Origin of the sequence: Micromonospora sp. NBC_01699 (assembly GCF_036250065.1) — a bacterium.
Taxonomy (GTDB): Bacteria; Actinomycetota; Actinomycetes; order Mycobacteriales; family Micromonosporaceae; genus Micromonospora_G.
In genome coordinates this window covers 3,390,737-3,415,484 of record NZ_CP109199.1, presented here as the reverse complement: position 1 = coordinate 3,415,484, position 24,748 = coordinate 3,390,737, and the positions used below count along the sequence as shown (strand labels likewise).

The following is a 24,748-nucleotide window of genomic DNA, read 5'->3' as shown; positions in this document are numbered from 1 at the left end:
TCCCCATTGGATAGAGCGTTCGTTCTAGTCGAGGGGTTCGCATGGACAAGCAGGCAGTAACGGTCATCGGTCTCGGTCCGATGGGACAGGCGATGGTGACCGCGTTCCTGGACAACGGCCACCCGGTGACCGTGTGGAACCGGACCGCGAGCAGGGCCGACGCGCTGGTGGCCCGGGGTGCCGGCCGGGCCGCCACGACGACCGAGGCACTGACCGCCAGCCAACTGGTGATCCTGAGCCTGACCGACCACGACGCGATGTACGCGATCCTCGAACCGGCCGCCGCGGCACTGCCGGGCCGGGTCGTCGTGAACCTCAGCTCCGACACCCCGGAGCGAGCGCGTACGGCAGCCGAATGGGTGGAGCAGCGGGGCGCCCGGTACCTCACCGGAGGGGTGCAGACGCCACCGTCGGGCATCGGAAGCCCGGAATTTTCCACCCTCTACAGCGGCCCGCAGGAGGTTTTCGAGGCGCACCGGGACACGCTGCGGGTGCTCACCGGCACCGATTACCGCGGATCCGACCCGGGCCTGGCCGCGTTGTACTACCAGCTTCAGATGGACATGTTCTGGACGACCATGCTCAGCTACCTGCACGCCCTCGCGCTGGCCGACGCGAACGGCATCTCCGCGAAGGAGTTCCTGCCGTACGCCACGTCCACGCTTTCCTCGATCCCGTCCTTCATGGAGTTCTACGCGCCCCGGATCGAGGCCGGTGAGCACCCCGGCGACGTGGACAGACTCGCCATGGGCACGGCGAGCGTCGACCACGTCGTCCACACCACCAGGGACGCGGGCATCGACGCCGCACTGCCCAGCGCGGTACTGGAGATCTTCCGGCGCGGCATGGCCGAAGGCCACGCCACCGACAGCTTCACCAGCCTGGTCGAGGTCTTCAGAAAGGCCGCGGCCTGACCGCCGTACCGGATCGAGGTCTTCGACAGGGTGGCGCACCCCACCGGGTGCGGCGGCGCGGCGCCGTCACCCGACGGCGCGGCGCCGCCGGCTACCGGAGAAGTGGACCGTGATGTCCAGCCCGCCGGTCGGGCGTACGGTGCTGGAGAGTCGCCCGTGGTGGGCGTCGACGACCGCGCGCACGATGGACAGGCCGAGGCCGACCCCGCCGTCGCTTCGCGAATGGTTCGCCGAACCCCGGACGAAGGGTTCGAACATGCCGGACGGCGTTGTCGATGAGGTTGCTGACCATCCGGTCGAGCAGGACGGGATCACCGGTGATCGGGGCGGGTCGCAGTTCGGTCCGCAGCTCGACCGGATGGGTCGCCGCCCGCTCTCGTACGGCGTCGACGATGTCGGCCACCACGTCCGCGAGGTCGACGGCGCGTTGTCGGCCGGGCCCGGTCTGGCCGCGGGCCAGGGTGAGCAGCCCGTCGAGGGTCCGTTGGCTGTGTTCGACTGCGTCGCGGATGTCGCCGGCCATCACGAGCAGCTCGTCGGCGCCGGGTCGACCGTCGAGCGTCACGTCGATGGCGGTATGCACGGTGGTCAGTGGCGTACGGGGTTCGTGGGCGGCGTTGGCGACGAACAGACGTTGGCTGTGCAGGAGCCGGTCCCGATCGGCGATGCCGGACAGGATCGGGCATGCCGTTGACGGTTTCGGCCAGGGTGGCGAGTTCGTCGGCGGGTGTGGTGACCGGGACCCGCTGGGACATGTTCTCCGCCGACAGCAGGGTCGGACCTGCTCGCCTTCGCCCGCGCGCTCACGACGGACAGACTGCTCAGTCCGGCGTTCGCCACGCTCGTCACCGGCGGCAAAATCGCCCTGCCACCGTCACCACCGACCCGGCGGTCCTTCCCCGGCGCGGCTACGACGCGGTCTTCGACACCTTCGGAGCGTTCGTCACCGAGCCGTCGCCGACGGCGGACGGTACGCCTCGATCGCCACCCAGGCCGGGCCGGTCCCGGACCTCTCCGCACGCGGTGTCCGCACCACCATCCACCAGGTGCGCGAGGACGGCCCGGCCCTGGCGGCACTGGCCGAACTGGTCGAACTGGTCGACCGGGGCCTGCTCACGCCCCGCGTCGACGCCATCTTCGGTCTGCCGGCGATCCACGCCGCGCACACCCGGTTCCAGCGGGGCGGGCTGGCGGGCAAGGTTGCGGTCGTGTTCTGACCGGGGTACGGGCCCACGATGGCCGAGAATCGGACTTGAGTCTCCAGCGGCTGGAGGGTTGAGGCTGAATCCCGTGAACGACCACAGCACCCTGTTCACCATCGGACAGCTCGCGGCGCGTACCGGTCTGTCGGTACGCACCATCCGGTTCTGGTCCGACAGTGGGCTCGTCCCGCCGGCCGGGCGCTCGGCCGGCGGGTACCGCCTCTACGACACGGCGGCGGTGGCCCGCCTGGACCTGGTACGGACCCTGCGCGAGCTGGGTCTGGACCTCGACACCGTACGGCGGATCCTGGACCGGCAGAGCACGGTGGGCGACGTCGCCCGGGCACACGTACGGGCCATGGACGCTCGGATCGGTGCGCTTGCGCTCCAGCGGGCGGTACTGCGGTCGGTCGCGCAACGGGACAGCACAATCGAGGAGTTGAGACTCATGCATGATCTGGCCCGCCTCTCCGCCCAGGAGCGGCAGCGGATGATCGACGATTTCGTGGACCGCGTGTTCGAGGGGATCGACCCGCAGGCACCCGGCGCCGGTATCGGGCAGGCGATGCGGCAACTGCCGGCCGATCCGACGCCGGAGCAGGTGGACGCGTGGCTGGAGCTGGCCGAGCTCGTCGGCGACGCGAGCTTCGCCGATCGGGTACGGCAGATGGCGCTGGCCGGCGCCGCCGCACCCCGGAACCCGGGCCCGCAGGGGTACGAGCCGTCGGGCGTACTCGAACACGCCGGGGCGGCGGTGGCCGCCGGGGTCGACCCGCGCTCGGCCGAGGGGCGGGCGGTGCTGGACCGGATCGTGGACCCGGGCCTGCCCGCCGCCGAGCGCGCTAGGTTGGCCGACCAACTGGAGACGTTCACCGACCGGCGGGTCGAGCGTTACTGGCAGCTCGTCGGGGTGCTGAACGGCCGCCCGCCGTTCCCGCCCGGCGTTCCCGCCTTCGAGTGGTTCGGCGCCGCGTTGCGCGCCCACTCGTAACCCACGCACACCCGGCCGATCACGCCCCGGCGCCCGGCGCCGGGGCGTGACGATCGTGGTCGTCCACTCAGGCGTGGTACCGCCGAACGAGCCGGACAGCGACCGTTCGCCGAATGTTCACCGCCCGTGCCCCGTGCTGGAAGCGATCGGCCCCCACCATCGGCCGGTGAGGCGCCCCTGGATCCTGGTGATCGCGATCGTCATCCTCGCCGTTCTCGGCGCGGGGATCGGCTACTACCTTGCCGTACCCGAGCGTCTGGAACCGGTTCGTGGTGTGGTCGGGTCGGAGAAGGCAACCTTCTTCGCCGATCCACGCGTACGCGATGCCCTCGCCGACCATGGCCTCCGGGTGGAGGTCGACGCGCGCGGCTCGGGTGAGATGTCGACGACCGTTCCACTGGGACGGTACGACTTCGCCTTCCCCGGCAGCGAGCAGGCGGCCGAGCGGGTACGCCAGGTCCGTCCGGCCGTCGGCTCGTACGCGCCGTTCGAATCGCCGCTGGTGGTCGCGACCTTCACCCCCATCGTCGACCTGCTCGCCGGGCAGGGCGCGGCACACCGGGCGCCCGAGGGCCACTGGGTGCTCGACCTGGACAGGTTCCTCGACCTCGCGCACCGCGACGTGCGCTGGGACCAGATCGCGGGCAACGTCGCCTACCCGGCCCGGCGGGACATCCTGCTCACCACCACGCATCCGAGCGACTCCGGTTCGGCCGCGGCCTACGCCTGGCTGGCGGCCCGGCAACTCGGTGACGACAGCCCCGCCGTCGACCAGGTGGTCCGGCTCTTCGCCGACCAGGGCGGCCTGGAACGGTCGACCGACGACCCGTTCCAGAAGTATCTGACCCAGGCCCTGAACTTCGCGCCGCTGGTGCTCGCCTACGAGGCCCAGTACGTCGAGGCGGCCCGTTCCGAAACCCTGCCGAGCAACGCCACCCTGCTGTATCTCTCGCCGACCGTGAGCGGCGTACACACGCTGGTCGCGTTCGACGGCCCGGGAGACCGGGTCGGCCGGCTCCTGGACACCGATCCCGAACTCCTCCGGCTCGCCGCCGAGCACGGCTTCCGTACCGCTGACGAGTCGATCTCCGCGGCCGTGCTGGCCGGGCTGTCCGCCGGCGGCGCGGCGCTGCCCGCCCGGATCGGCGACCTGGTGCAACCACCCGCCCCGGCCGCCGTCGAAGCACTGCTCACCACTCTCGATGTACGCCTACGACCGTGACGACAAGGAGACCACGAGTGCGCCGTACCGCGTGTTTGTCCCTGGTGGTGGTGCTGCTCACCGCCGTGGCCGGGTGCACCGGCCAGACCCGACCCGAACCGTCGGAGGGTTCGGAGGCCCCGTACAAGCGCGGCTCGGGCGTGCTGCGGGTGCTGGCCGGCTCCGAGCTGGCCGACCTGGATCCGGTCCTGGCCGACGCGGAGACGGCCACCGGCGTACGCGTGCAACTCACCCAGATCGGGACGCTCGACGGAATCGAGCGCGTGGTCTCCGGTGCCGCCGCGGCCGACCAGGACGCGATCTGGTTCTCCAGCAATCGTTACCTGGAGCTGCACCCGGACGCGGCCGGGAAGATCGACGTGACTACCAAGGTGGCCAACTCCCCGGTGGTGCTCGGTCTGCGGGCGTCGGTGGCGCAGCGGTTGGGCTGGGACAGGACCCGCCCGACCTGGAGCGAGATTGCGGAAGCCGCCGGAGCGGGCCGGTTCACCTACGGCATGACGAATCCGGCCGCATCGAACTCCGGTTACTCGGCGCTGGTGAGCGTCGCCGCCGCCCTCGCCGGCACCGGTCGGGCGCTGACCACGGCCGAGATCAACGCGCTCACGCCCCGGCTCCGGCCCTTCTTCGCCGGGCAGTCGCTCACCGCCGGGTCGTCCGGGTGGCTGGCCGACGCGTACGTCAAACGGCAGACCGGCGACGCCCCGGTCGACGGGCTGATCAACTACGAGTCCGTGCTCGTGTCGCTGAACCACGGTGGGCAACTGTCCGAACCGCTGGTGATCGTCCACCCGGCGGACGGCGTGGTGACCGCCGACTATCCGCTCACGCTGCTCGCCGGCGCGTCCGAACAGGCACGCACCAACTACGCGGCGATCGCCGACTACCTGCGTCGACCGAGCACCCAACGCCGCATCATGGACACCACCTTCCGCCGCCCGGCCGTGCCCGGCGTCGAACCGGCGGACGTGCTCGGCCCGGTCGACGGTGGTCTGGTCGAGCTGCCGTTCCCGTCCCGTTACGACGCCGCGACCGCACTGGTGACCGGCTTCGGCGACGCGCTACGCCGGCCGGCCCGGACGATCTACCTGCTCGACACCTCCGGCTCGATGCGTGGCGCACGGCTGGACGGGCTCAAGACCGCGCTGCTCGGGCTCTCCGGCGCGGACACCTCGCTGTCCGGAGCGCTGACCCGGTTCAACGGTAGGGAACAGGTGATCCTGCTCCCGTTCAGCACGAGGCCGGCGGCGTCCCGCCGGTTCGACGTACCGGAGACCAACCGGGAGCCGGCGCTCAACCAGATCCGCGACCAGGTCCGGCGGTTCGCCGCCGTTGGCGACACCGCCGTCTACGACGCGCTCGTCGCCGGTCTCGACCTGGCCCGCCAACTCGACGCGGCGGAACCCGGCCGGATCACCTCGGTGGTGCTGCTGACCGACGGGGAACGGACGGTCGGGAAGAGTTTCGCCGACTTCCGCGCGTACCACGCCAAACTGCCGGCTCCGACGAAGGCCGTACCGGTCTTCACGTTGCTCTTCGGCGAGGGCAACGTGGGTGAGATGACCGAAATCTCGGCACTGACCGGCGGCCGGACGTTCGACGCGCGGACCGGCCCGTTGGCCGCCGTGTTCAAGGAGATCCGCGGCTACCAGTAGTCGTCGTCCCGGCCCCTGCCGCTGTCCGGCTCACGAGTTCCGGCGGCAGGGGCCGGACCGGCGCGGCCACGCCCGCAGCCGGCGAATCAGAACGCGAATCCGCCCGCCTGCGGAGTTCGGCACCGGTCGGCGGTCGGCCGAACCCGGAAGCGGTTGATCGCGTCCAGATGTCTCTCGCGCATGGCGAAGTCGCGGACTCCCAGTCCCTCCCGGGGTGCCAGCGCCAACACCCCGACCTTGCCGAGGTGCCGGTTGCGGTAGACGTCGTACACCGCCTGGGCCGTGTCCTCCAAGGCGTACGTCTCGGACAGCGTGGGGTGGATCTTTCCCTTGACGATCAACCGGTTCGCCTCCCATGCCTCCCGGTAGTTGGCGAAGTGGGATCCGACGATCCGTTTGAGTGACATCCACAGGTAACGGTTGTCGTACTCGTGGCGGAAGCCGGAGGTGGACGCGCAGGTCACGATCGTGCCGCCCTTGCGGGCGACGTACACCGAGGCGCCGAAGGTGTCCCGGCCGGGATGCTCGAAGACGATGTCGACGTCCTCCCCGCCGGTGAGGTCACGAATCCGGCGGCCGAACCGCTTCCACTCCGCGGGATTCTGGGTGTGCTCGTCCTTCCAGAACTCGAATCCCTCCGCGGCCCGGTCGATGACCGCCTCGGCGCCCATCGCCCGGCAGATCGCCGCCTTCGTCGGGCTGGACACCACACAGACCGGGTTGGCCCCGCCCGCCAGCGCGAACTGCGTCGCGAACGCGCCCACGCCACCGGAGGCACCCCAGATCAGCACGTTGTCGCCCTGCTTCATCGCGGCGCCGTTCCTGGAAACGAGTTGCCGGTACGCCGTCGACGCGACCAGCCCCGGCGTGCCGGCCTCCTCCCAGGTCAGGTGCGCGGGTTTGGGCATCAGCTGGTTCGCCTTGACCAGGGCCAGTTCGGCCAGGCCGCCATAGTTGGTCTCGTATCCCCAGATGCGCTGGTCCGGGTCGAGCATTGTGTCGCCGTGCCCGTCGGGCGACTCCAACTCCACCGAGAGGCAGTGCGCCACGACCTCGTCGCCGGGCCGCCAAGCGAAGACGCCCGGCCCGGTACGCAGTACGACGCCCGCGAGATCCGAGCCGATCACGTGGTAGGGCTGGTCATGACGGCGGCCGAGCGGTGACAGCTTGCCGTACCGGGCCAGGAACCGGAAGCTCGGCATCGGCTCGAAGAGCGACGACCACACGGTGTTGTAGTTCACCGAGCTGGCCATCACCGCCACCAGCGCTTCGCCGGGCCCCACCTCCGGGACGGCGACGTCGTCGAGGTGCACCGACTTACGCGGGTCCCGGTCCTGGACCGGGACCCCGGAGAAGAGTTCCACTTCGTCCGCGTGCAGCGTGATCGCACGATAGCTTTCCGGGATCGGCAGCGCCGCGAAGTCGTCCGACGTCAGGTTCTGACTGAGGATGGCGCTGGTAATGCCTTTCATCCGAGCTCCTCCGTGAACGCAACTGATGAAAGATGCACGAACGGCGAGCCGACCGAATCGCGCTACCCGGTTGCCGGCGGCGGGGCGGCCGGCACCGGAATCACCCGCGCACCCGGCGCGGATCGTGTCGAGGCCGCGGTCACGCCAGCCGGACGGGCAGACGGGAGACGGCCCGGAGGAACCTCGGACCCACCTCCTCCGGATCGGCGACGAGCCGCACGCCGGGGAACCGGGCGAACAACTTGTTCAGCGCGATCTCCGTCTCCGCCGTCGCGAGGGCCGCTCCCGGGCAGTAGTGGTCCCCGGCCGCGAAGCTGAGCTGGGGATTGTCGGACCGGGTGACGTCCAGGGTCCGTGGGTCCGCGAACCGCTCCGGATCGTTGTTGGCGGCACCCACCACGAGCTGGATCTGGCCGTCCTTCGGGATCGTGACCCCGTCGACCTCTATCGGTTCCGCCGCGAAGCGCGGCAGCGCCATCTTGATCGGGCCGGCGTAGCGCATCAGCTCCCGCACCGCCCGGACGGTGTGCTCGGGTTGTGTCCTGACCAACTCCAGCTGGTCGGGGTGGGTCAGCAGGTTGTAGAAGCTGAGGGAGATGGAGTGCCGGACCGTGTCGAGGCCGGCCTGCACGAGGACGAGCACGAGGGCGACCAACTCGACCTCGTCGAGCTTCCCGGTCTCGTCGCTGATCCGGGCCAGGTCGGAGATCAGGTCGTCACCGGGCTCGACACGACGCGCGCGGATCAGCTTCACGACCGTGTCGACCATGCCGCGCAGCGCGGGCGGCAGCAGTACGGGGTCCGGACGGACGAAGGTCGTGAACGCCTCCGTCCACTTCAGCCACCGGTCCCGGTGCTCGTCATCAACGCCGAGCAGCTCGCAGATCACGGTGGTGGAGATCGGATGGGCGTAGTCGGCGACCAGATCGGCCTCCCCCGCCGGGTCCATCCGATCGAGGAGATCGTCGGCCAGGCTCTCGATCCGGGGGCGGAGCGTACGGACCCGGCGCACGGAGAACGCCCTGTCGATCAGGGAACGCACCCGGCGATGGTCCTCCGGCACCATGGTCATGATCGTGGAGTCGAAGTACTTGAGCAGTTCCTCGGGCACACCGCGCTTGCGCATGCTGTCGAGGTGTACCCCCTCCGGCGGGTGGTTGCTGACCCGCGAGTCCGCGAACAGGCTGCGGACCGCCTCGTACCGCGTGACGACGTACACGTCGTTGCCGTCGGAGAACCGGCCCGGGCACACCGGGCGAGGGGCGCCGAGCCAGCGCTCCCCGGCCTCCCGGTCGGTCACGAAGTTCACGTCGGACAGATCGAACTCGACATCCGTCCAGTCGAACGCTCTGGTCACCATCATCCCCATTCGATCGCTCATGACGTCTGGCCTTCGTGCCGCACTGTCGTGCTTCGGGCATTCTGGCCACTTCAAGGCAGGTTTGCCGGTATCCAGATACGATCCTGTATCAGGATACGGTACTGTATCCGAGTCTCACGGAGGAGGTCGATCACCATCAATAAACGGCTGACCCGGCAGGAGAGCCGTGAGATCACCCGAAGGGAACTGCTGCACGCGGCCGCCGAACTGTTCGCCGAGTGCGGCGTCAACGGCACCTCGGTCGAGCAGATCGTCGAACGCGCCGGCTACACCCGAGGCGCGTTCTACGGCAACTTCGACGGCAAGCACGAGATGGTCCTGGCCCTGCTGGAACAACGGACCGAGCACGAGTTGGAGGAGGTCCAGGCGCTCAGTCAGCGGGCAGGCTCGTTCGAGGAGACGATCGAGCACCTGCGCAGCTGGCACCGCGAACGGGACAGGAACTTCGCGAGCTGGCTGGCCCTGCGTACCGAACTCTGGCTCTACGGACTGCGGGACCCGGAGATGCTGCCGCTGCTGGCCGATCGCGAGCGGCGTTCCCGTGCGGCGATGGCCCAGGCGCTCGGGCAGGGCTTCGCCGCCCGCTCGGTCCCACCGCCCGCGCCGGTGGAACTGCTGGCGCTGATCGTGCACGCCCTGGACGACGGACTGTCCATCCAACGCGCGCTCTCCCCCGCCGACAGCATCGCCGGGAGCGTGATGGACGTGGTCGACCTCCTCATGAGGTCGTGGACCGCGCTGGCCCGTACCGGTGCGACCGAGCCCACCGACCCGCCCGACCCCGAAGACGGCACCCCTCGCGCATGAGCCCGGGGACGGCCGCTCCGGCCGACCCCGACCCACGGAAGAACTGGAGTGCAACCAATGAGCGAGGAAGTGCAGACGGCACGGCCGGCCCCGGCCGTCGATCCGCCTGTCGTCGACACCCCCGAGCTGGACCCGAAACGCTGGCTGGCGCTGATGGTCCTGCTCGTCGCGACCTTCATGGACCTGCTCGACGTCAACATCGTCACCGTGGCGATTCCGAGCATTCAGGAGGATCTCGGCGCTTCGTCGGCCGCCATCCAGGCGGTGACCGTCGGCTACACGCTGTGCTTCGCGGTCATCCTGATCACCGGCGGGCGACTCGGCGACATCTTCGGTCGTAAGAAGATGTTCCTGACCGGGGTCGCCGGCTTCGTGCTGACCTCCGCCCTGTGTGCCTTCGCCCCGAGCGCGGAGATGCTGGTGGTCTCCCGGATGTTGCAGGGCGTCGCCGCCGCGATCATGGTGCCGCAGGTCTTGGCGATCATCCACGTCACATTCCCGCCGCAGGAGATCGGCCGGGTCGTCAGCCTGTACGCCAGCATGATCGGCCTGGCCATCGTCGCCGGACCGCTCGCCGGCGGGGTGCTGATCCACTGGAACCCGTTCGGCCTGGGCTGGCGGACCATCTTCGCGGTCAACCTGCCGATCGGCATAGCGGCACTGGTCGCCGCCGGCCTGTGGATGCGTGAGTCGAGGTCGCCGCGCGCCACCCGGCTGGACATCGTCGGCATGGTCCTGGCGATCGTCGGACTGCTGCTGTTGCTGCTGCCGCTGCTCCAGGGCCGAGAACTCGGCTGGCCCGGGTGGAGCATCATCGCGCTCGTCGCCTCCGTACCCGTTCTCGTGCTGTTCGTGTTCTACGAGCACTACAAGACCCGCAAGGACGGGTCGCCGCTGGTGGTGCTGTCGCTGTTCCGGATCCGGACGTTCGGCGCCGGCGTCGGCACCCAACTGCTCTTCAGCTGCATTCCGGCGGGCTTCTTCCTCAGCTGGACGCTCTACCTCCAGGGTGGACTCGGCTGGTCGGCCCTGCACACCGGACTGACCGCCATCCCGTTCTCGGTGGGTGTCCCGATCGCCGGCAACCTCGCCGTACGCAAGCTGTTCCCCCGGTACGGACGCAACTGCCTGTTCGCGGGCTCGCTGATGATGCTGGCCGGCCTCCTGCTCTACGCCTGGACCGCCCAACAGGTCGGCTCCGCGATCACCTCGTGGCACGCCGTGGCGCCGATGCTGCTCCTCGGCTCGGGCATGGGCATGCTGCTCGCGCCGCTGACCGGCATGACCCTCACCGAGGTCCAGCCCCGGGAGGCGGGTGCCGCGTCCGGCCTGATCAACGCGGCCGGGCAGCTGGGCGCCGCCCTGGGTGTGGCGATCATCGGCGGCATCTTCTTCTCCGCCCTCGCCAGCAACGCCGGGCCGCAGGCGGACCGGGTCGTGTCGGCCGTCCAGGCAGCGGCACCGCAGTCGGCGGCGATCAGGACCTGCGCCACCGACTCGCTCGGTCAGGCGGACCTCACGGCCGTACCGGACAGCTGTCGTACCCTCGCCGCGGACGGCGCCCCCGACCAGCGGGCCACGATCGAAGCGACCCTCACCGACATCCACAAGCGGACGTTCATCGCCACCTTCAGCGAGGCGATGTACTGGGCGGCCGGTGGGCTGGCGGCGGTGATCTGCCTCCTGTTCTTCCTGCCGCGCCAACCGCCGCGACCGACGATGTCCTGACACCCACCCCGATTCCGGAGGTCCCCCGCAATGTCCAGTAAGACCTACCAGGTCATCGTGCGCGGCAAGTTCGCGCCGCTCGACGACGGCCAGCGGGCCAGGCTGCTCGCCGAGGCCGAGGAGCACAACCTGTTCCAGGCCAGGTTCACCCTCGACGGCACCGTCACCTACGAGCGGGCCCTGCTCATGTTCACCTTCCGGTGCCTCGTCCCGGCCACCGAGGAGGAAAAGGAGGCGGTGGTGATCGGCAGGGCGGAAGCACTCGCCGCGGCCGCCATCCGGGCGCTCGGTGCCGATTTCCAGGACCTTGAGTCCGTCGCGACCGACCTCGACAGCATCAAGATCCGGCGGCGGGGACGATGACGCCAGAAGCACTCGCGATCCTCCTTTCCGACCCCACCCACCGTCGCGTGTTCTCGGCCGTGTCCCTGGGCGCGTCGAAGCCCTCGGAGATCCTCGACGCGTCCGGCCTCGCCGCTCCACAGGCCGCCGAGGCCATCGGGCAGCTCTTCGAGGCGGGCCTGCTCGTTGCCGAGGGCCCCGGACGGCTGGCCGTCGACGAGGAGGTTCTCGCCGAGGCGGCAGACCTGGCCCGGCGTCGCGAGGAGGAAGAGGAAGCCGCCGCACAGCCGGACCCCCGGCTGCGCGGCTACATCCGCGGCGGTCTGTTGGTCCAGTTGCCCGAGCAGGACGACGAAAGCCGCCGGGCCGTGCTCCGCCACGTGGCGGACACGACCTTCGGTCCCGGTGACGAGTACGACGAGCGCACCGTGACCGACAGGCTCCGGCCGTGGTGTGAGGGCAGCCCGGTGGACGTGGTATCCCTGCGGCGGTCCCTCGTCGACGCCGGGTCCCTGGACCGGAAGTCGGGCCGGTACCGGCTCGTCCCACAGGTCGGTCCGGCGCCCTCATCCTGAACCCACCGCCACCACGGCCGACCGTCGGGACCGTACGGCGTCCAGGACAGCGGCCTGGTACGGGGTGAGGGCAGGAACGGGACCCGGTGGGGCGAGCGCCGGCCAGTGCGGGTCGCGACCGCACGCGTACAGCGTGCCGAGTGACGACAGCATTGCCCGGCGCTCGTCCCGCCGGCGGCCGGAGGACACCAGCTGCCCCGGACGTCCGGCGCTCGCCAGCGTCTGCCGCACACTGCTGAGCAGCACCGGGTGGGTACTGATCTCGACGAAGACCTCGTGACCGTCCTCGGCGAGACGCCGCACCGTGGCGGCGAGCCGGACGGGTTCGCGCAGGTTTCTCATCCAGTACCCGGATCCGAGTGACGTGCCGGGCACCCGTTCCGTCGTCACCGTCGAGTACATCGGCAACCGCGTCGGCGTCGGGGCCAACGAGCGGAGGGCGTCGTCGAGGTCGTCCCGCAACTCGTCGACGTAGTGGCTGTGCGAGGCGACCGTACCGCGGACTATCCGGCAGTAGACATCACGCTGGTTGAGATCGTCGACCAGCGCGGCGAGCGACTCGGTGTCGCCCGCCAGCACCGTCGACCGGGGACTGTTCTCCCCCGCGACGCTGATCCTCCCCGCGCTCGCCGCAGCCAGCGCATGCGCCTGCGCCGGTGACAGCTCCGTGGTGGCCAGCGCGCCCTTGCCGGTGATCCGGCGCAGCAGGGCACTGCGCCGGCACGCGATCAGCATGGCATCGGGCAGGGTCAGCGCCCCCGCGGCGTACGCGGCGGGGATCTCCCCCATGCTGTGGCCGACCACGGCGTCGGGCGTCACTCCCCAGTCGCGCCACAGCGCCACCAAGGCGATCTGCACCGACACCATCGTCGGTTGCAGCACGTCTATCTCGTGCAGCCGGGACGCCGCCGGGTCGAGCCCCAACTGTTCGGTCACGGAGAAGCCGGCGAACTGCCGGACCTGCTCGTCGCAGCGACGCAGCGCGGCCCGGAACACCGGCTCGGTGGCCAGCAACTCCAGTCCCATCCCGGGCCACTGGGCGCCCTGCCCGGCGAAGACGAACACCAGGCCGGGGCGACGCGCCCCGAACTCCGCCGGGACGCGGTCGACCTCCCCCGCGAGTACCTCGGTCAGCCGCGTCGCCAGGTCGTCGTACGAGTCGACGGCGAAGCCCACCCGGTGCGGTCGACCGGCGGTGCGGACCCCGGCATCCTGGCAGTACCGGGCCAGTGGGGGCAGGTCCCGGCCCGCCCTGATCCGATCCGCGTGCCAACGCAGCGCCGCGAGCAGGCCGTCGTCGGTGTCGGCGGCGACGGCGAAGAGCCGTGCGACCACGTGCCCTCCCTTCGTACGCGTGGTGGACGGGGTCAGGTGCGGACGGCGACCTGGTGCCGGTAGCTCTCCATCGGCAGCCCGCTCATCCACGGCACGATGCCCAGCTTGCTCAGGACCCTGATGGAGGTGGGCGGTTGGTAGCCCGCGAACATGCCGCCGAACATGAGGATCTGGCTGTGCGCGGCGATCCGTCGCACCAACGGGTTCATCCGCTGCCTGTCCAGCACGCGCCGGAAGTGGCTGTCCGGGGCCATCCGCCGACGCACCGCCGCGCGGACCTCGGCGGAGATGTCGTGGTCGGCGATCCACTTCAGCCCGTGGATCTCCTCGGTGATCCGCCGCATCGTCCGGAAGCGCTGCCGCGTGAACACGTCGATGTGCGTGAGTATCCCGCCGGGCCGCAGCACGCGCTCGGCCTCGCGGAGAAAGCGCTCCAGATCGGGGTACGTGTGCGAGCTCTCGATGTTGACCAGGATGTCCACCGAACCGTCCTCGATGGGCAGTTCTTCTGCGTCGCCCCGCACGAAGCGCAGGTCCTCACCCCGGGATAGCGTCGCCGTGGCCCTGGCGACCGCCCTGGGCGACAGGTCAAGCCCGGTCATCCGGGCGCCGTGGGCGATCCGGGACAGGAAGTTCAGCCCCTCCCCCATTCCGCAGCCGACCTCCAGGACCACCCGACCGGCGTAGTCGTCGAGGCCGATCGGAAGGTCCCGCAGGGCGAGGTAGTACAACTGCTCGCTGAAGCCGTCCGTGCCGAACTCGGTGAATCCGGGGAGCAGGGCCTGGATCTCCGCGACGAGCGTAGGGTCGTCCATGCCCCAGTTCCACAGGTCGCCCCTGCCGGACAGGGTGGCGGCCATGTCGTAGATGGAAGCGCTGGCCGACTTCATCCCGGCCGCCCGCGCGCCCGTACGCGGGGTGCTGGACTCGTCCAGATTGATGTCCGCGAGGCCGCTGGTGAAGGCGGTCATGACGTCAGGGTCGCTCATTGCGGTCTCCGAGTTCGCCGGATGAAGATCGGTCATGCGCTGACGGTGTCGCCGCGCATCAGCTCGACGCCGTCGGGCACCTCGGCCGGGTCGGAGCCGATCCGTACCGGACGGTTGTCGGCGTCGACAAAGACGACGCTGGGTCGGTAGGAACGGGCCTGCTCCTCGGCCATCGCGGCGTACGAGATGATGATGATCAGATCGCCCGGGCTGATCAACCGGGCCGCGGCGCCGTTGATGCCGATGATGCCGCTGTCGGCCGGACCCCCGATGACGTACGTGCTGAGGCGGGCACCGTTGTCGATGTCGACGACGTCAACCTTCTCGCCGGGCAGCAGATCCGCGGCGGCCATCAGCGTGGAGTCGATGGTGATCGACCCGACGTAGTGCAGGTCGGCCTGCTTCACCGTCGCGCGATGGATCTTCGACTTGAGCATTTCGCGGTACAACACGTTTCCTCCGTTCACCACGTCACCAGGAGCTTGCGTACGCCGTAAATGATCATTTCGGGGGTGGTCGGGACCTGCTCGGCGGGCACCGCCAGGCGCAGCCCCGGTAGCCGGCGGGCCAGCATCTCGAACACGAGCCGCAGTTCCAACCGCGCCAGCGGCTGACCCACGCACTGGTGGATGCCGTGGCCGAAAGCCAGGTGGGGCAGCGGCTCGCGGGTGATGTCGAGACGGTCGGGTTCATCGCAGAGCGCCGGGTCCCGGTTGGCCGCCGCGAGCGAGAGCGACACGGCGTCCCCGGCGGCGAACCGGTGCCCCTCGAACTCCATGTCCGCACCGACCGCGCGGATCGAGCCCGCGTGCACGATCGTCAGGTAACGCAGCAGTTCCTCGACCGCCTTCTCCCCCAGCGCCGGGTCGGCGACGAGCGCGGCGTACTGCTCGGGATGTTCCAGCAGGGCGAACGTGCCCAATGCGACCATGTTCTTGCTGGTGTCGTAGCCGGCGACGAGCAGCACGCTGCCGATGGTGGCAAGCTCCTGGTCGCTGAGGCTGTCGTCGGCGGCCAGGGTACCGAGCAGGTCGTCGGTGGGTTCGGCTCGTTTCGCATGGATCAGGCCCATCAGCAGGCCACCGATGTTCTGCCAGCCGGCGATGGCCTCCTCGGCGCTGGAGTGCACGGTGAACAGCGCGCTGATCGACCTGCTGAACACCTCGCGCTGGGCGGCCGGGACGCCCAGCAGTTCACAGATCGCCAGCGCGGCGACCGGCTCCGCGAAGGCCGTGACGAGGTCGACCGGACCACCCGACGCGATCATCGCGTTCAGGTGCCGCTCCACGCTGGCGGCCAGCAGCGGTTCCAGCGAGCGGGTCCGCCGGGCCGAGAACCACGCGGTCAGTTGGCGCCGGTACCGGGTGTGGTCCGGTGGGTCCATCGCCGTGAACATCCCCGGCGCCACCTCGGTCCGGTCCCCGGCCATGGGCAACGGGATGGGCGTACGCAGCAGGTCACCGCGCGAGCTCATCCCACGGTCGGCCAGCAGCCGGCGCACCTCGCCGTAGCCGGTCACCAGCCAACCGACGTGGCCGTCCGGGAACACCATCCGGGCGACGGGATGGTCCCGGCGCAGTTCGGCGAGTTGGGGCGCCGGGTCGAACGGGCAACCACCACGGATCATGGGCAGACCGTCGACGACAGGAACGGTTTCTGACACAGCTTCTCCTCCTTGCTGACCGATGGCCGGACGGGTGTTGGGTGCTACGTGCCAGAGATCCCGACGATCGCGGCGGCGTCGGTCATCAGCCGGTCGGCCAGGTCGTCGGCGTGCCGATCGCGCCACGCCCGCGACGGGGTGTCGCGCAACCACTGGTTGCACGCGCCCAGCGCGGGCCCGCAGGCCACCTGGTAGTCGGCGACGCGTCCCGGGGTGCCCTCGATCGCCCACCGAAGTGCCTGGGCGCAGTACCAACGGAAGACCAGGGCCATCCGGCGCTTGGGGTCCGGCGCGGACCCCCCTTGGGGTACGACACGGGCGGCGACCTCCTCGAACGTCGCGCCGAAGTAGTCCCGCTCCACCTTGGCCCGTACCGCCGTGGGCACCGCGTCCCACGAGTCGTAGGTGCGCCACAGGTCGTAGAGCTTGCCGGCACGCACGTGGAACAGCACGCCCTTCTTCAGTACCCGCGCGCGACCGCCGAGTTCGAACAGCGCGCCGTACGGTGCGTAGGCCGTGTCGTGCACGTCGACGCCCGGCAGCAGGTCCTTGGCGGCGGCGCTCAGCCCGCTCTCGGCCGTGCACAGGTTGATGGAACCGGTGAGGATGAAGTCCGCGCCGAGTACGAACGCCGCCGCCGCCGACTCCGGAGAACCGATGCCTCCCCCTCCCCCGATGCGTACCGCGTCGGCGACACCGCCCAACTCCGCACGCAGCCGGCGTACCGAGGGCAGCAGGGCCGACAGCGCGCCCTGGTCGGAGTAGTCGGCCGCGTCACCGACCGCGCAGACGTCGTCGGCCAGGGCGATCCGCTCGCCGGCCGCCGCCTCCTGCGGGGTGAGTAGACCTTCGTCGACCAGCCGTTGCACGAGGGCGCGGGGTGGGGGCGCGAGGAAGAGGCGGGCGGCGTCGAGGCGGGTGACCTTGGCCAGAAGCTTGCGGGGGGCGTGCACCGTACCGTCCGGCAGCAGGCGCGCCCCGGTCAGCCGATGCCGTACCAGCGGGGCGGTCACCTCGACGTAGGTGGCTGCCTCGACGAACCGGACGTCCTCCCGCACCAGCACGTCGACCAGGTCCGCCTCCGCGCGCGGATCGAACGGATCATGGGTGACATTCACGCCGAAGGGTGCGCCGGTCGGGACGGCGTCACGGATCCGGCCGACCGCCGCGGCGACGTCCGCCACGGTGAGCCCGGCGGCGCCGAAATACCCCAGCAGGCGGGCCCGCGCCAGCCTGGAGACCAGCTCCACGGAACTGACGCCGTGGTGCATTCCGCCTGCGGCGTACGCGTGGCGGACCCCGTAGTCGCGTCGGAACGCCGCCGAACCCAGCGCATCGGGCGTCGTCCGCCGCTGGACCGGCACCGCGCGTGATGGCTCCTGCCGCGTCGGCGTGGCTTCCTCACGGATCCTGGCGACGAGTTTGGTCAGGACCTGTCCCGGCCCGAGTTCGCGTACCCGGAACTCGCCCAGTCCCATGAGCAGCCGCACACTGTCCGTCCAGCGGACCGGCGACACGATCTGGCGGCGCATCGTGTCGGCGACCCCGTCCGCCCGGTAGGGCCGGGCATCGACGTTGCTGATCACCGGAATCTTGGGGGCCGAGAATGTGGTGACGTCGAGCAGCCGCCCGAACTCCGCCGCCGCCGTTGCCATGTAGCGGCTGTGGAACGGGGCGCTGACGTTCAGCGGCGCGCAGCGTGCCCCCTCAGCCTTGAACAGGGCCAGCGCCCGGTTGATGGCCTCGGCCGGGCCCGCGATGACCGTCTGGGTCGGCGCGTTGTAGTTGGCGATGTCGACTTCGGACAGGTCGGCGTCGTCGAGCACCCGCTGGACGAGGTCGGCGTCGATCGCCGAGACGGCGGCCATCATGCCGCCGGAGACCCGGCCCATGAGCCGGCCACGCTCGGCGACCAACCGCAGTCCGGTGTCGAAGTCGTACACGCCCGAGGCGAACAGGGCCGCGAACTCGCCGAGGCTGTGCCCCAGCAGGTAGTCGGGCAGACGCCCGCCTTCCTGTAGGGTCGCCAGCCAGGTCAGGGCGTTGACGACGTACAGCGCCGGCTGGGTGTACTCGGTGTTGCGCAGGTTCCGATCCGGGTCGTCGAGACAGAGTTCCCGCAGCGAGTACCCGAGAATGGCGTCGGCGCGGGCGACGAGTTCCGGGAACCGGTCGAAAAGCTCGCGTCCCATGCCCTTGGCCTGCGCCCCCTGCCCGGGGAAGACGTAGACATCCAGACCTTCGCCGTCGGCGATGGTACGGCTGCCCGCTGCCGTCGGAGCACTCACAGCCTTCACCTCGGTTCGTCGTGCCGGTGTGACGATGGTGGGACGCAGGTCGAGAACGGCCTGGAACAACACCTCGTCACGTGCGTAGGGCGACAGCAACGGCAGCACCCGGGACCTGCTGCCCTCGGGCAACCTCGTCCGCACCAGGTTGGCCATCGACCCGGAGGGGCCCAGGTCCAGGAAGCAGAGATCGTCCCGCGTCAGCAGTGGGTCGAGCGCCCTGGACAGGTCGAACGGCTCCCGCAGGACCCGCCAGAGATGCTCCGGACCGGGCAGGTGCACCTCGGTACCGGTGGTGGCCGAGATCAGCGGAATGGTGGCGGGCCGCAGGGCCAGGTCGCTCACCAGCTTCGTGAACGCTCCCTCCACCGGGTCGATCAGGGGCGAATGGAACGGGAACAGCACCGGAAGCGCCTGGCAGAGCACGCGCGAGGCGGTGAGATGGCGCTCGATACGGTCCAGCTCCGCCGCGGTTCCGGCCAGCACGAAGTTGTCCGGCGAGTTGATCGCGGCCAGGTGCGCCCCGGCCAGGGCGGGATCCCGCCGGGCGAGTTCGACGTCGGCGAGGACCGCCAGCATGCCGCCACGGGGACACTCCGCCTCGAACAGCTCCACCTGATCCAGCAGCGACCGCAGGCAGTCCTCCGGGTCGAACACTCCCGCGACCGCGGCCGCGGCCACCTCGCCCAGGCTCGCACCGAGCACCGCGGCTGGCTCGATCCCGCGCGCCCGCAGCATCCGGGCCAGGGCGTACTCGACCATGAAGATGGCCGGCTGGGTGAGCGCGAAGCGCGTCATGGGCCGCTCCGGGCCATGCCCACTGCCGTGGATGGCGAGGACGACGGAATCGCCTCGGACGTCGCGGACGACGGCGTCCAGGGAGTCGAGTGCGCTCCGGAACACGGGGTCGGCTCCGTAGAGCCACTTGCCCATGCCGTGGTACTGGGAGCCCTGTCCCGCGAAGAGGAAGACCGGGGTAAGCATGATCAGGCGGGACGCAGGGACGATTCGAGGACCTTGTGGCCGGTGGGCAGGGGGGTGACGGACTCGACGGTCAGGCCCGCCTCGGCCAGCGCCCGCCGCATGCCCGGTTCGTCCAGGCCGAGGGTGCCCTCGTCGCACGCCACCGCCTGGAACATCGCCCGCCAGCCGTCGATGTCGTTTTCCACCAGCGGTTCCACCACCAGCAGCCGGGCACCGGCCGGTCCGTCCGCCATCGCGGTGGCGACAGTCCGGAGGATCCGGACGCAGTTGTCGTAGGTCCAGTCGTGCAGCACGTTCTTCAGCACGTACCGGTCGGCGGCGGCGGGCACCTCGACGAAGAAGTCACTCGGCGTGAACGAGATCCGGTCGATGACCGCCCGGTCGGCAACCCGGGCCAGGGCCGCAGGGCCCCGAGCGCAGACGCTCGCCCGGTCGGCGACGATGCCACGCAGGTCGGGGTTGGCGGTCAGCAGGCCGGTCAGCAGGCCACCACTGCCGCCACCCACGTCGACGACCGTGGCGACACCGGTGAAGTCGTGCTGGGCGACGAGGCACGCCCCGACCGGCCCGGCCAGGTCGACCATGCCCTTGTCGAACAGGTCGGCGGCTTCGGGATGCGTCTCCAGGTACTCGTAGAGAGACTCCCCGAAGACCTCCTTGAACCCGGACCGACCGGTCTTCACGGTGTGCATCAGGCCCGCGAACGCGTCGTCGTACAACTCGGCGGCCACGATGGCGAAATGGCGCTGGGTGAAGGGGTGGTCCGCCCGCAACGGCGCGTACGCGTCGGACAGCCGGAACTCGTCCCCGACCCGCTCGACCACGCCCGGCACGGTGAGCATCTGTAGCAGGCGGTAGAGCACCTGCGGGTCGGTCTCGGTCCGCTTGGCGATTTCGGCGGCGGTCATCGAGCCGCCGTCCAGGATGTCCGCGATCTCCAGGCGGGCGGCCACGGCCAGCGCGCGGGCGAACCAGCCGCTGATCGCCAGTTGCAAGATCTCCATCGGGGTCCTCTTCCGTGTCGGTCAGGCGAGCCGGCGCAGCCTGGCGGCCAGCGCGGCGGGGGTCGGGTTCTCGAACACGTCGGTCAGTGCGAGCCGGACGCCGGTGCTGTCCCTTATCCGCTGGGCGAGCGTGGCGGCGAGCAGCGAATGCCCGCCGTTGGCGAAGAAGTGGCCGCCGGCGTCCAGATCGGGCCGGTCGAGCAGTTCGGCGAACAACGCGATCAGACTCGCGGTCAGATCGTCGCCGTCGTCGTCGCCCGCGCCGTCGTCGCCGACGACCGAGCCGTGGTGCCGCGGCACGAGTTCGGCCAGGGCGAGATAGTCGACCTTGTCGCTGCCGGTGCGCGGGAACGCCTCCACCACGATGAACCGGTGCGGAACCACCGACCGTGGCAGTTGCCGGTGTGCGTGCTCCCACAGCTCGTCCGCGGCCACCCGACGGTTGGGCACCCGGACGAAGGCGGCGAGGCTGCCGTCCGTACCGGGATCGCCGACGACGACCACGGCCGCCGCCTCGACGTCGGGATGGCTCAGCAGGACCGCCTCGATCTCGGACAGCTCGATCCGGTTACCGCGCAGCTTGACCTGCCGGTCCATCCGGCCGTGCAGGTCGATCCGACCGTCGGGCCGCCAGCGCGCCACGTCCCCCGAACGGTAGAAGCGGCCGTACCGGGCGTTCTCGCCGAATCGATCGGCGGTGAGGTCGGGACGTCCGTGGTAGCCGGGGGCGACGCCGACCCCCGCGACACAGAGCTCCCCGCGCAGACCGATCGGCAGCGCCTCCCCGTGCGGATCCGCGATGAAGATCTGGGTGTTGGCGATGGGAGCGCCGACATCCACCCGGCCGCCGGGGTCCAACCTCACCCGCCCCGCCGTCGCCCAGATCGTGCTCTCCGTCGGCCCGTAGACGTTCCACAGCTCGGCACCCGCCGCGAGCAGGGTCGCCGCCAGTTCGGCGGCCAGTGGCTCACCGCCGCTGAGCAGGGTGCGACCACCGATCAGCCCGGCGACCTCCCCGGCGACGAGCCGCCAGGTGGTCGGCGTCGCCTGGAGGAAACCGACGTCGAACGTACCGACGGCCGCGGCCAGTAGGTTGCCGTCGGTCCGGGCCTCGTCGGGCAGCACCACGGCATGGCCACCGTGCAGCAGCGGCATCATCAGTTCGAGAGATGACGTGTCGAAGCTGTACGTGCTGAGCCAGCCGGTGGGCCGGGCCGATCCGGCGACCCCGAACCGGTCGGCGTAGTCGACGATGTGGTTGACGAGGCTGCGGTGCCGGATCGGGATGCCCTTGGGCTTACCGGTGGAGCCGGAGGTGTAGATCACGTACGCCAGGGCGTCGGGGCGGGCCACGGCGGCTGCGGCGACGTCGACGCCCACCGGGGACACGGTGTCGTAGTCCGGGGCGGAGATCGTCCGCTGCGGACCGGGCGCGGTGAGGCCGTCGCCGAGGATCACTATCCGCGCGCCCGCGTCGTCGAGCTGGTAGGCGATCCGCTCCGCGGGATGGTGCGGGTCCAGCGGGAGGTACGCCGCGCCGGCGAGCCACGTACCGAAGATCGCGGCGGCCAGCGCGGCGCCACGGGGCACGAGCAGGGCGACGACGTCACCCTGCCGGACGCCGGCCGCGGACAACCGGTCGGCGGTCCCCACCGCGGCCGACCACAGCTCGCCGTAGCTGATCACGCGATCGGCAGCACGGACCGCCGGGGCGTCGGGACGGGCCGCGGCGCGCCGGGCGAACCCGGCGAGCACCGACGGCAGCTCGACGGGACGAGTGGTCGCGTTGGCGGCACCGATGACCGCGCGGTCCTCCTCCGACCAGATCGACAGCGACGCGACCGGCGTGTCGAGGTCGGCACCGGCGGCGGTGAGAAGGGCGTCGTAGCGGCGAACCATCAGTTCGACGTCCGAACGCTCCAGTACCCCGGTGTAGAAGGCCGCCCGGACCGTCGCGGTGTCTCGGTCGGACGTCACGAAGAACTCCAGGTCGAACTGGCTGAAGCCGTTCTCGACCACGACGAGTTCCGCCGGGGCGCCCGCGACGGTGAACGTCCGTTGCCCCTCGGAAAAGGGGACGTAGTTGAACACGTGGCGGAAGAGCACGTTGCGCCAGCCGGAGCCGTCCCGGTGGACCACGTCGAGCAGGTCGTCGGCCGGCATGTCCAGGTGGGCCATCGCCTCCAGGAAGACCCGCCGGGTGAGGCCGGCGAGCTCGCGGAAGCTGGCCGACCGCTCGGCCAGCAGGCGCAGCGTGACGAGGTTGCTGTGGTAGCCGACCGCGCCCATCGCATCCCGGCTACGCGAACTCACCGGCGAGCCGATGGTCAGGTCGGGGCCGGCACCGTGCCCGGCGAGCAGCACGGCGTACGCGGTCAGCAGGATGACCGACTCCGGTGCCCGCAGCTCACGTTGCAGCCGTCGGAGCACCGCGTGCGCCTCGGCCGACAGCACGTGGGTGACCTCGTCGCCGGCGAGCGTCGTGACCGCCGGTGCCGCCCGCTCGCACCACAGCTCCAGATCGGACGAGCGGAAGCCGGCCAGGGTCTCGCGCCAGTACCGCTCGCTCTTCTCCGACGGCGCCGGCTCGTGCCACGCGGGCACCTCGGCGGGATCCGGATCCTCGCCGGCCAGCACCGCCTCGTAGAAGGCGACGAACTCGGCGCGCAGAATCGCCGTGGACTGCACGTCCGCGACGGCGTGGTGCAGCGCGAGGCACAGAACATCGCTGTCGGGGCCGTGCAGGAGCAGCCCTCGCATGAGCGGGCCACCGTCCGCCCGGAACGGACGGGCGACGAAGGCGGTCAGCGTGGCCCGCTCGTCACCGTGCAGGTCGGCCTGCTCTAGGTCGACATCGAGGGCCGGGAGAACGGTCTTGGTCAGGGCGTCGTCGGCTCGGCGGAACACCGTGCGCAGCACCTCGTACCGACGCGGCAGGAGGCGGATCGCCGACGCGGTGGCCGCCGGGTCGAGCCGGCCGGGCACCCGGAAGGCCAGCGAGAGGTTGTTCGCGCCACTGTTCGGCACGAGGTCGTCGAGCAGCCAGAGTGCCGTCTCCTTGCGGGAGCTGCGGACATGGGTGCCCGGGGATTCGACACTCACCGGTGCGCCCCCGACCGGTCGGCCAGCAGACCGGCCACGGTCTCGGCAACCTCGGGGGTACGCAGCAGGTCGCGGTGCTCGACCTCGAACCGCCGCTCGTCGGCGACCCCGATCGGCGGCACACCGGGGGTGACCCGCATCCGGTTGAGGCCGCTCGACGGGCTGGCCGACGTGATGACCGTGGCGCGTGCCCAGCTCGCACGGGGATCGAGGCCGGCGGCGACGCCGAGATAGGTCATGAACGAGCCCACCAGCGCGACCAGTTCCCCGGCGTAGTCCTCGTCGAGGCCGGCCCGCCGAAGTGCGGCGGTGCCCACCGGCTCGAACGCCGTGTAGATCTCGGCCGCGAACCCCGCGGGCTCGATCCCGGGTCGTGCGGCGAGCCGTTCCGCCGTCCCGGCCAGCTCGGCGATCTCGCCGTCCGTGAGGACGGTGGTCATGTTGCCGATCACCCGGCCGAACTGGAGGTGGACGGTCGGCACGTCGACCAGTTCGGGATCGAAGACGACCACGCGGGGGGCGGACGACTGTGTCGCGGCGATCCGCTCCGCCAGCGCACCGGCGAAGACCGAGCCGGCGCAGTAACCGAGCACCGCCCGGACGGTGCGTCCGCTCGCGGCGACCTCCGTCAGCCAGGGCGCCAGGTACTCGTCCTCGGAGACCCCGCCACCGGGTACTCGGACCGGGGCGACGGTCTGCCACAGTGCGCAGTCCAGGCCCAGGCCCGGCGTCAGGTCGACGAATCCACCCTCGTTGCGGCCCGTCACCGGAAAGTCGGTGGCGAGTACGACGTCGGTGCCCGAGGCTGCGTCGAGCACCACATTCCACACGGCAGGGCTTGGCATCTCGCAATTCTCCTGATTGTCGAAGATAGATGTCCGAGCGATTCTCTCCGCTTTATCGAAGGCCATCAGTTGGCGATACTATTTCACGTCAACAACCTTGTCCACCTCGGATTACCGCCAATTTGTGTGGCATCTCAGAGGCAGTTTCGGGCACGATTCTTAAGGTGACGCCCTCTCGGGCGGCACCATTAGTGACCATTGCTGATCCCATTCATCCGGGCAGAGGAACCCCTTCCAGCAGCGGCCGCC

20 protein-coding genes and 1 pseudogene are annotated in these 24,748 nt (G+C 70.4%); 9 read left to right on the top strand and 12 right to left on the bottom strand.

Annotation, left to right across the window (positions count from 1 at the left end; genetic code table 11):
* Positions 1-41: 41 nt before the first annotated feature.
* On the top strand, positions 42-914 hold the full coding sequence (locus tag OG792_RS14975) for an NAD(P)-dependent oxidoreductase (RefSeq protein WP_329110204.1): 873 nt from the start codon (positions 42-44) through the stop codon (positions 912-914).
* A gap of 66 nt (positions 915-980) precedes the next feature.
* On the opposite strand, the gene OG792_RS14970 is transcribed toward OG792_RS14975, so the two are convergent.
* The gene (locus OG792_RS14970; protein WP_329110203.1) at positions 981-1,172 is read right to left on the bottom strand and encodes an ATP-binding protein; all 192 of its coding nucleotides are present in this window, start codon (positions 1,170-1,172) and stop codon (positions 981-983) included.
* A gap of 241 nt (positions 1,173-1,413) precedes the next feature.
* Positions 1,414-1,497: pseudogene (locus OG792_RS34695) on the bottom strand (hypothetical protein); the annotation flags it as partial.
* On the opposite strand from OG792_RS34695, the gene OG792_RS14960 reads away from it, so the two are divergent.
* From OG792_RS14960 to OG792_RS14945, 4 genes are all read left to right on the top strand, one after another.
* Positions 1,484-2,131: a zinc-binding dehydrogenase gene (locus OG792_RS14960; protein WP_442932418.1), complete on the top strand. Its 648-nt coding sequence runs from the start codon at positions 1,484-1,486 to the stop codon at positions 2,129-2,131. The pseudogene OG792_RS34695 and the gene OG792_RS14960 overlap by 14 nt on opposite strands.
* Before the next feature lie 73 nt (positions 2,132-2,204).
* Entirely contained in the window at positions 2,205-3,107 is a 903-nt protein-coding gene (locus OG792_RS14955; protein WP_329110197.1) for a helix-turn-helix domain-containing protein, read from the top strand.
* A 166-nt stretch (positions 3,108-3,273) separates the two neighbouring features.
* Positions 3,274-4,329, top strand: a complete 1,056-nt coding sequence (locus OG792_RS14950) for a hypothetical protein (RefSeq protein WP_329110196.1) — start codon at positions 3,274-3,276, stop codon at positions 4,327-4,329.
* 17 nt (positions 4,330-4,346) lie between these two features.
* Positions 4,347-5,984 carry a vWA domain-containing protein gene (locus OG792_RS14945; protein ID WP_329110195.1) on the top strand — a complete coding sequence of 546 codons (1,638 nt, stop codon included), beginning with the start codon at positions 4,347-4,349 and terminating at the stop codon, positions 5,982-5,984.
* 86 nt (positions 5,985-6,070) lie between these two features.
* Here the strand turns inward: OG792_RS14945 and ccrA are convergent, their stop codons facing one another.
* Together ccrA and OG792_RS14935 are read right to left on the bottom strand one after the other, a co-directional pair.
* Positions 6,071-7,456: a crotonyl-CoA carboxylase/reductase gene (gene ccrA, locus OG792_RS14940; protein WP_329110194.1), complete on the bottom strand. Its 1,386-nt coding sequence runs from the start codon at positions 7,454-7,456 to the stop codon at positions 6,071-6,073.
* Positions 7,457-7,595: 139 nt separating this feature from the next.
* Entirely contained in the window at positions 7,596-8,837 is a 1,242-nt protein-coding gene (locus tag OG792_RS14935) for a cytochrome P450 family protein (protein ID WP_329110192.1), read from the bottom strand.
* A gap of 27 nt (positions 8,838-8,864) precedes the next feature.
* Between OG792_RS14935 and OG792_RS14930 the strand changes: the two genes are divergently transcribed.
* The 4 genes from OG792_RS14930 to OG792_RS14915 are packed head-to-tail and all read left to right on the top strand — an operon-like array spanning position 8,865 to position 12,289.
* Positions 8,865-9,644 carry a TetR/AcrR family transcriptional regulator gene (locus tag OG792_RS14930; protein WP_329110191.1) on the top strand — a complete coding sequence of 260 codons (780 nt, stop codon included), beginning with the start codon at positions 8,865-8,867 and terminating at the stop codon, positions 9,642-9,644.
* A gap of 57 nt (positions 9,645-9,701) precedes the next feature.
* A complete protein-coding gene (locus OG792_RS14925) occupies positions 9,702-11,372 on the top strand; it encodes an MFS transporter (protein WP_329110190.1) in 1,671 nt (556 codons plus the stop codon).
* Positions 11,373-11,402: 30 nt separating this feature from the next.
* Positions 11,403-11,735, top strand: a complete 333-nt coding sequence (locus tag OG792_RS14920) for a DUF6204 family protein (RefSeq protein ID WP_329110189.1) — start codon at positions 11,403-11,405, stop codon at positions 11,733-11,735.
* Positions 11,732-12,289, top strand: a complete 558-nt coding sequence (locus tag OG792_RS14915) for a DUF2087 domain-containing protein (RefSeq protein WP_329110188.1) — start codon at positions 11,732-11,734, stop codon at positions 12,287-12,289. Before OG792_RS14920 ends, OG792_RS14915 begins: the two co-directional genes overlap by 4 nt.
* Here OG792_RS14915 and OG792_RS14910 read toward each other — a convergent pair.
* Genes OG792_RS14910 through OG792_RS14875 form a run of 8 tightly spaced genes read right to left on the bottom strand, consistent with a single transcriptional unit; the run spans position 12,281 to position 24,499 of the window.
* Positions 12,281-13,624 carry an acyltransferase domain-containing protein gene (locus OG792_RS14910; protein ID WP_329110187.1) on the bottom strand — a complete coding sequence of 448 codons (1,344 nt, stop codon included), beginning with the start codon at positions 13,622-13,624 and terminating at the stop codon, positions 12,281-12,283. The genes OG792_RS14915 and OG792_RS14910 overlap by 9 nt on opposite strands.
* Before the next feature lie 32 nt (positions 13,625-13,656).
* Positions 13,657-14,613, bottom strand: a complete 957-nt coding sequence (locus tag OG792_RS14905; RefSeq protein ID WP_329110186.1) for a class I SAM-dependent methyltransferase — start codon at positions 14,611-14,613, stop codon at positions 13,657-13,659.
* Between the two features lie 32 nt (positions 14,614-14,645).
* A complete protein-coding gene (panD, locus tag OG792_RS14900) occupies positions 14,646-15,062 on the bottom strand; it encodes an aspartate 1-decarboxylase (RefSeq protein ID WP_329111270.1) in 417 nt (138 codons plus the stop codon).
* Between the two features lie 14 nt (positions 15,063-15,076).
* A complete protein-coding gene (locus tag OG792_RS14895; protein ID WP_329110185.1) occupies positions 15,077-16,276 on the bottom strand; it encodes a cytochrome P450 in 1,200 nt (399 codons plus the stop codon).
* A 44-nt stretch (positions 16,277-16,320) separates the two neighbouring features.
* Complete coding sequence (gene fabD, locus OG792_RS14890; RefSeq protein WP_329110184.1) at positions 16,321-19,548, bottom strand: ACP S-malonyltransferase; 3,228 nt, start codon at positions 19,546-19,548, stop codon at positions 16,321-16,323.
* 2 nt (positions 19,549-19,550) lie between these two features.
* Positions 19,551-20,552, bottom strand: coding sequence for a methyltransferase (locus OG792_RS14885; protein WP_329110183.1), 1,002 nt, complete (start codon positions 20,550-20,552; stop codon positions 19,551-19,553).
* A gap of 21 nt (positions 20,553-20,573) precedes the next feature.
* Positions 20,574-23,654 (bottom strand): non-ribosomal peptide synthetase, encoded by a 3,081-nt coding sequence (locus OG792_RS14880; RefSeq protein WP_329110182.1) that lies wholly within the window; start codon positions 23,652-23,654, stop codon positions 20,574-20,576.
* Entirely contained in the window at positions 23,651-24,499 is an 849-nt protein-coding gene (locus tag OG792_RS14875) for a hypothetical protein (protein WP_329110180.1), read from the bottom strand. Before OG792_RS14875 ends, OG792_RS14880 begins: the two co-directional genes overlap by 4 nt.
* Positions 24,500-24,748: the final 249 nt, after the last annotated feature.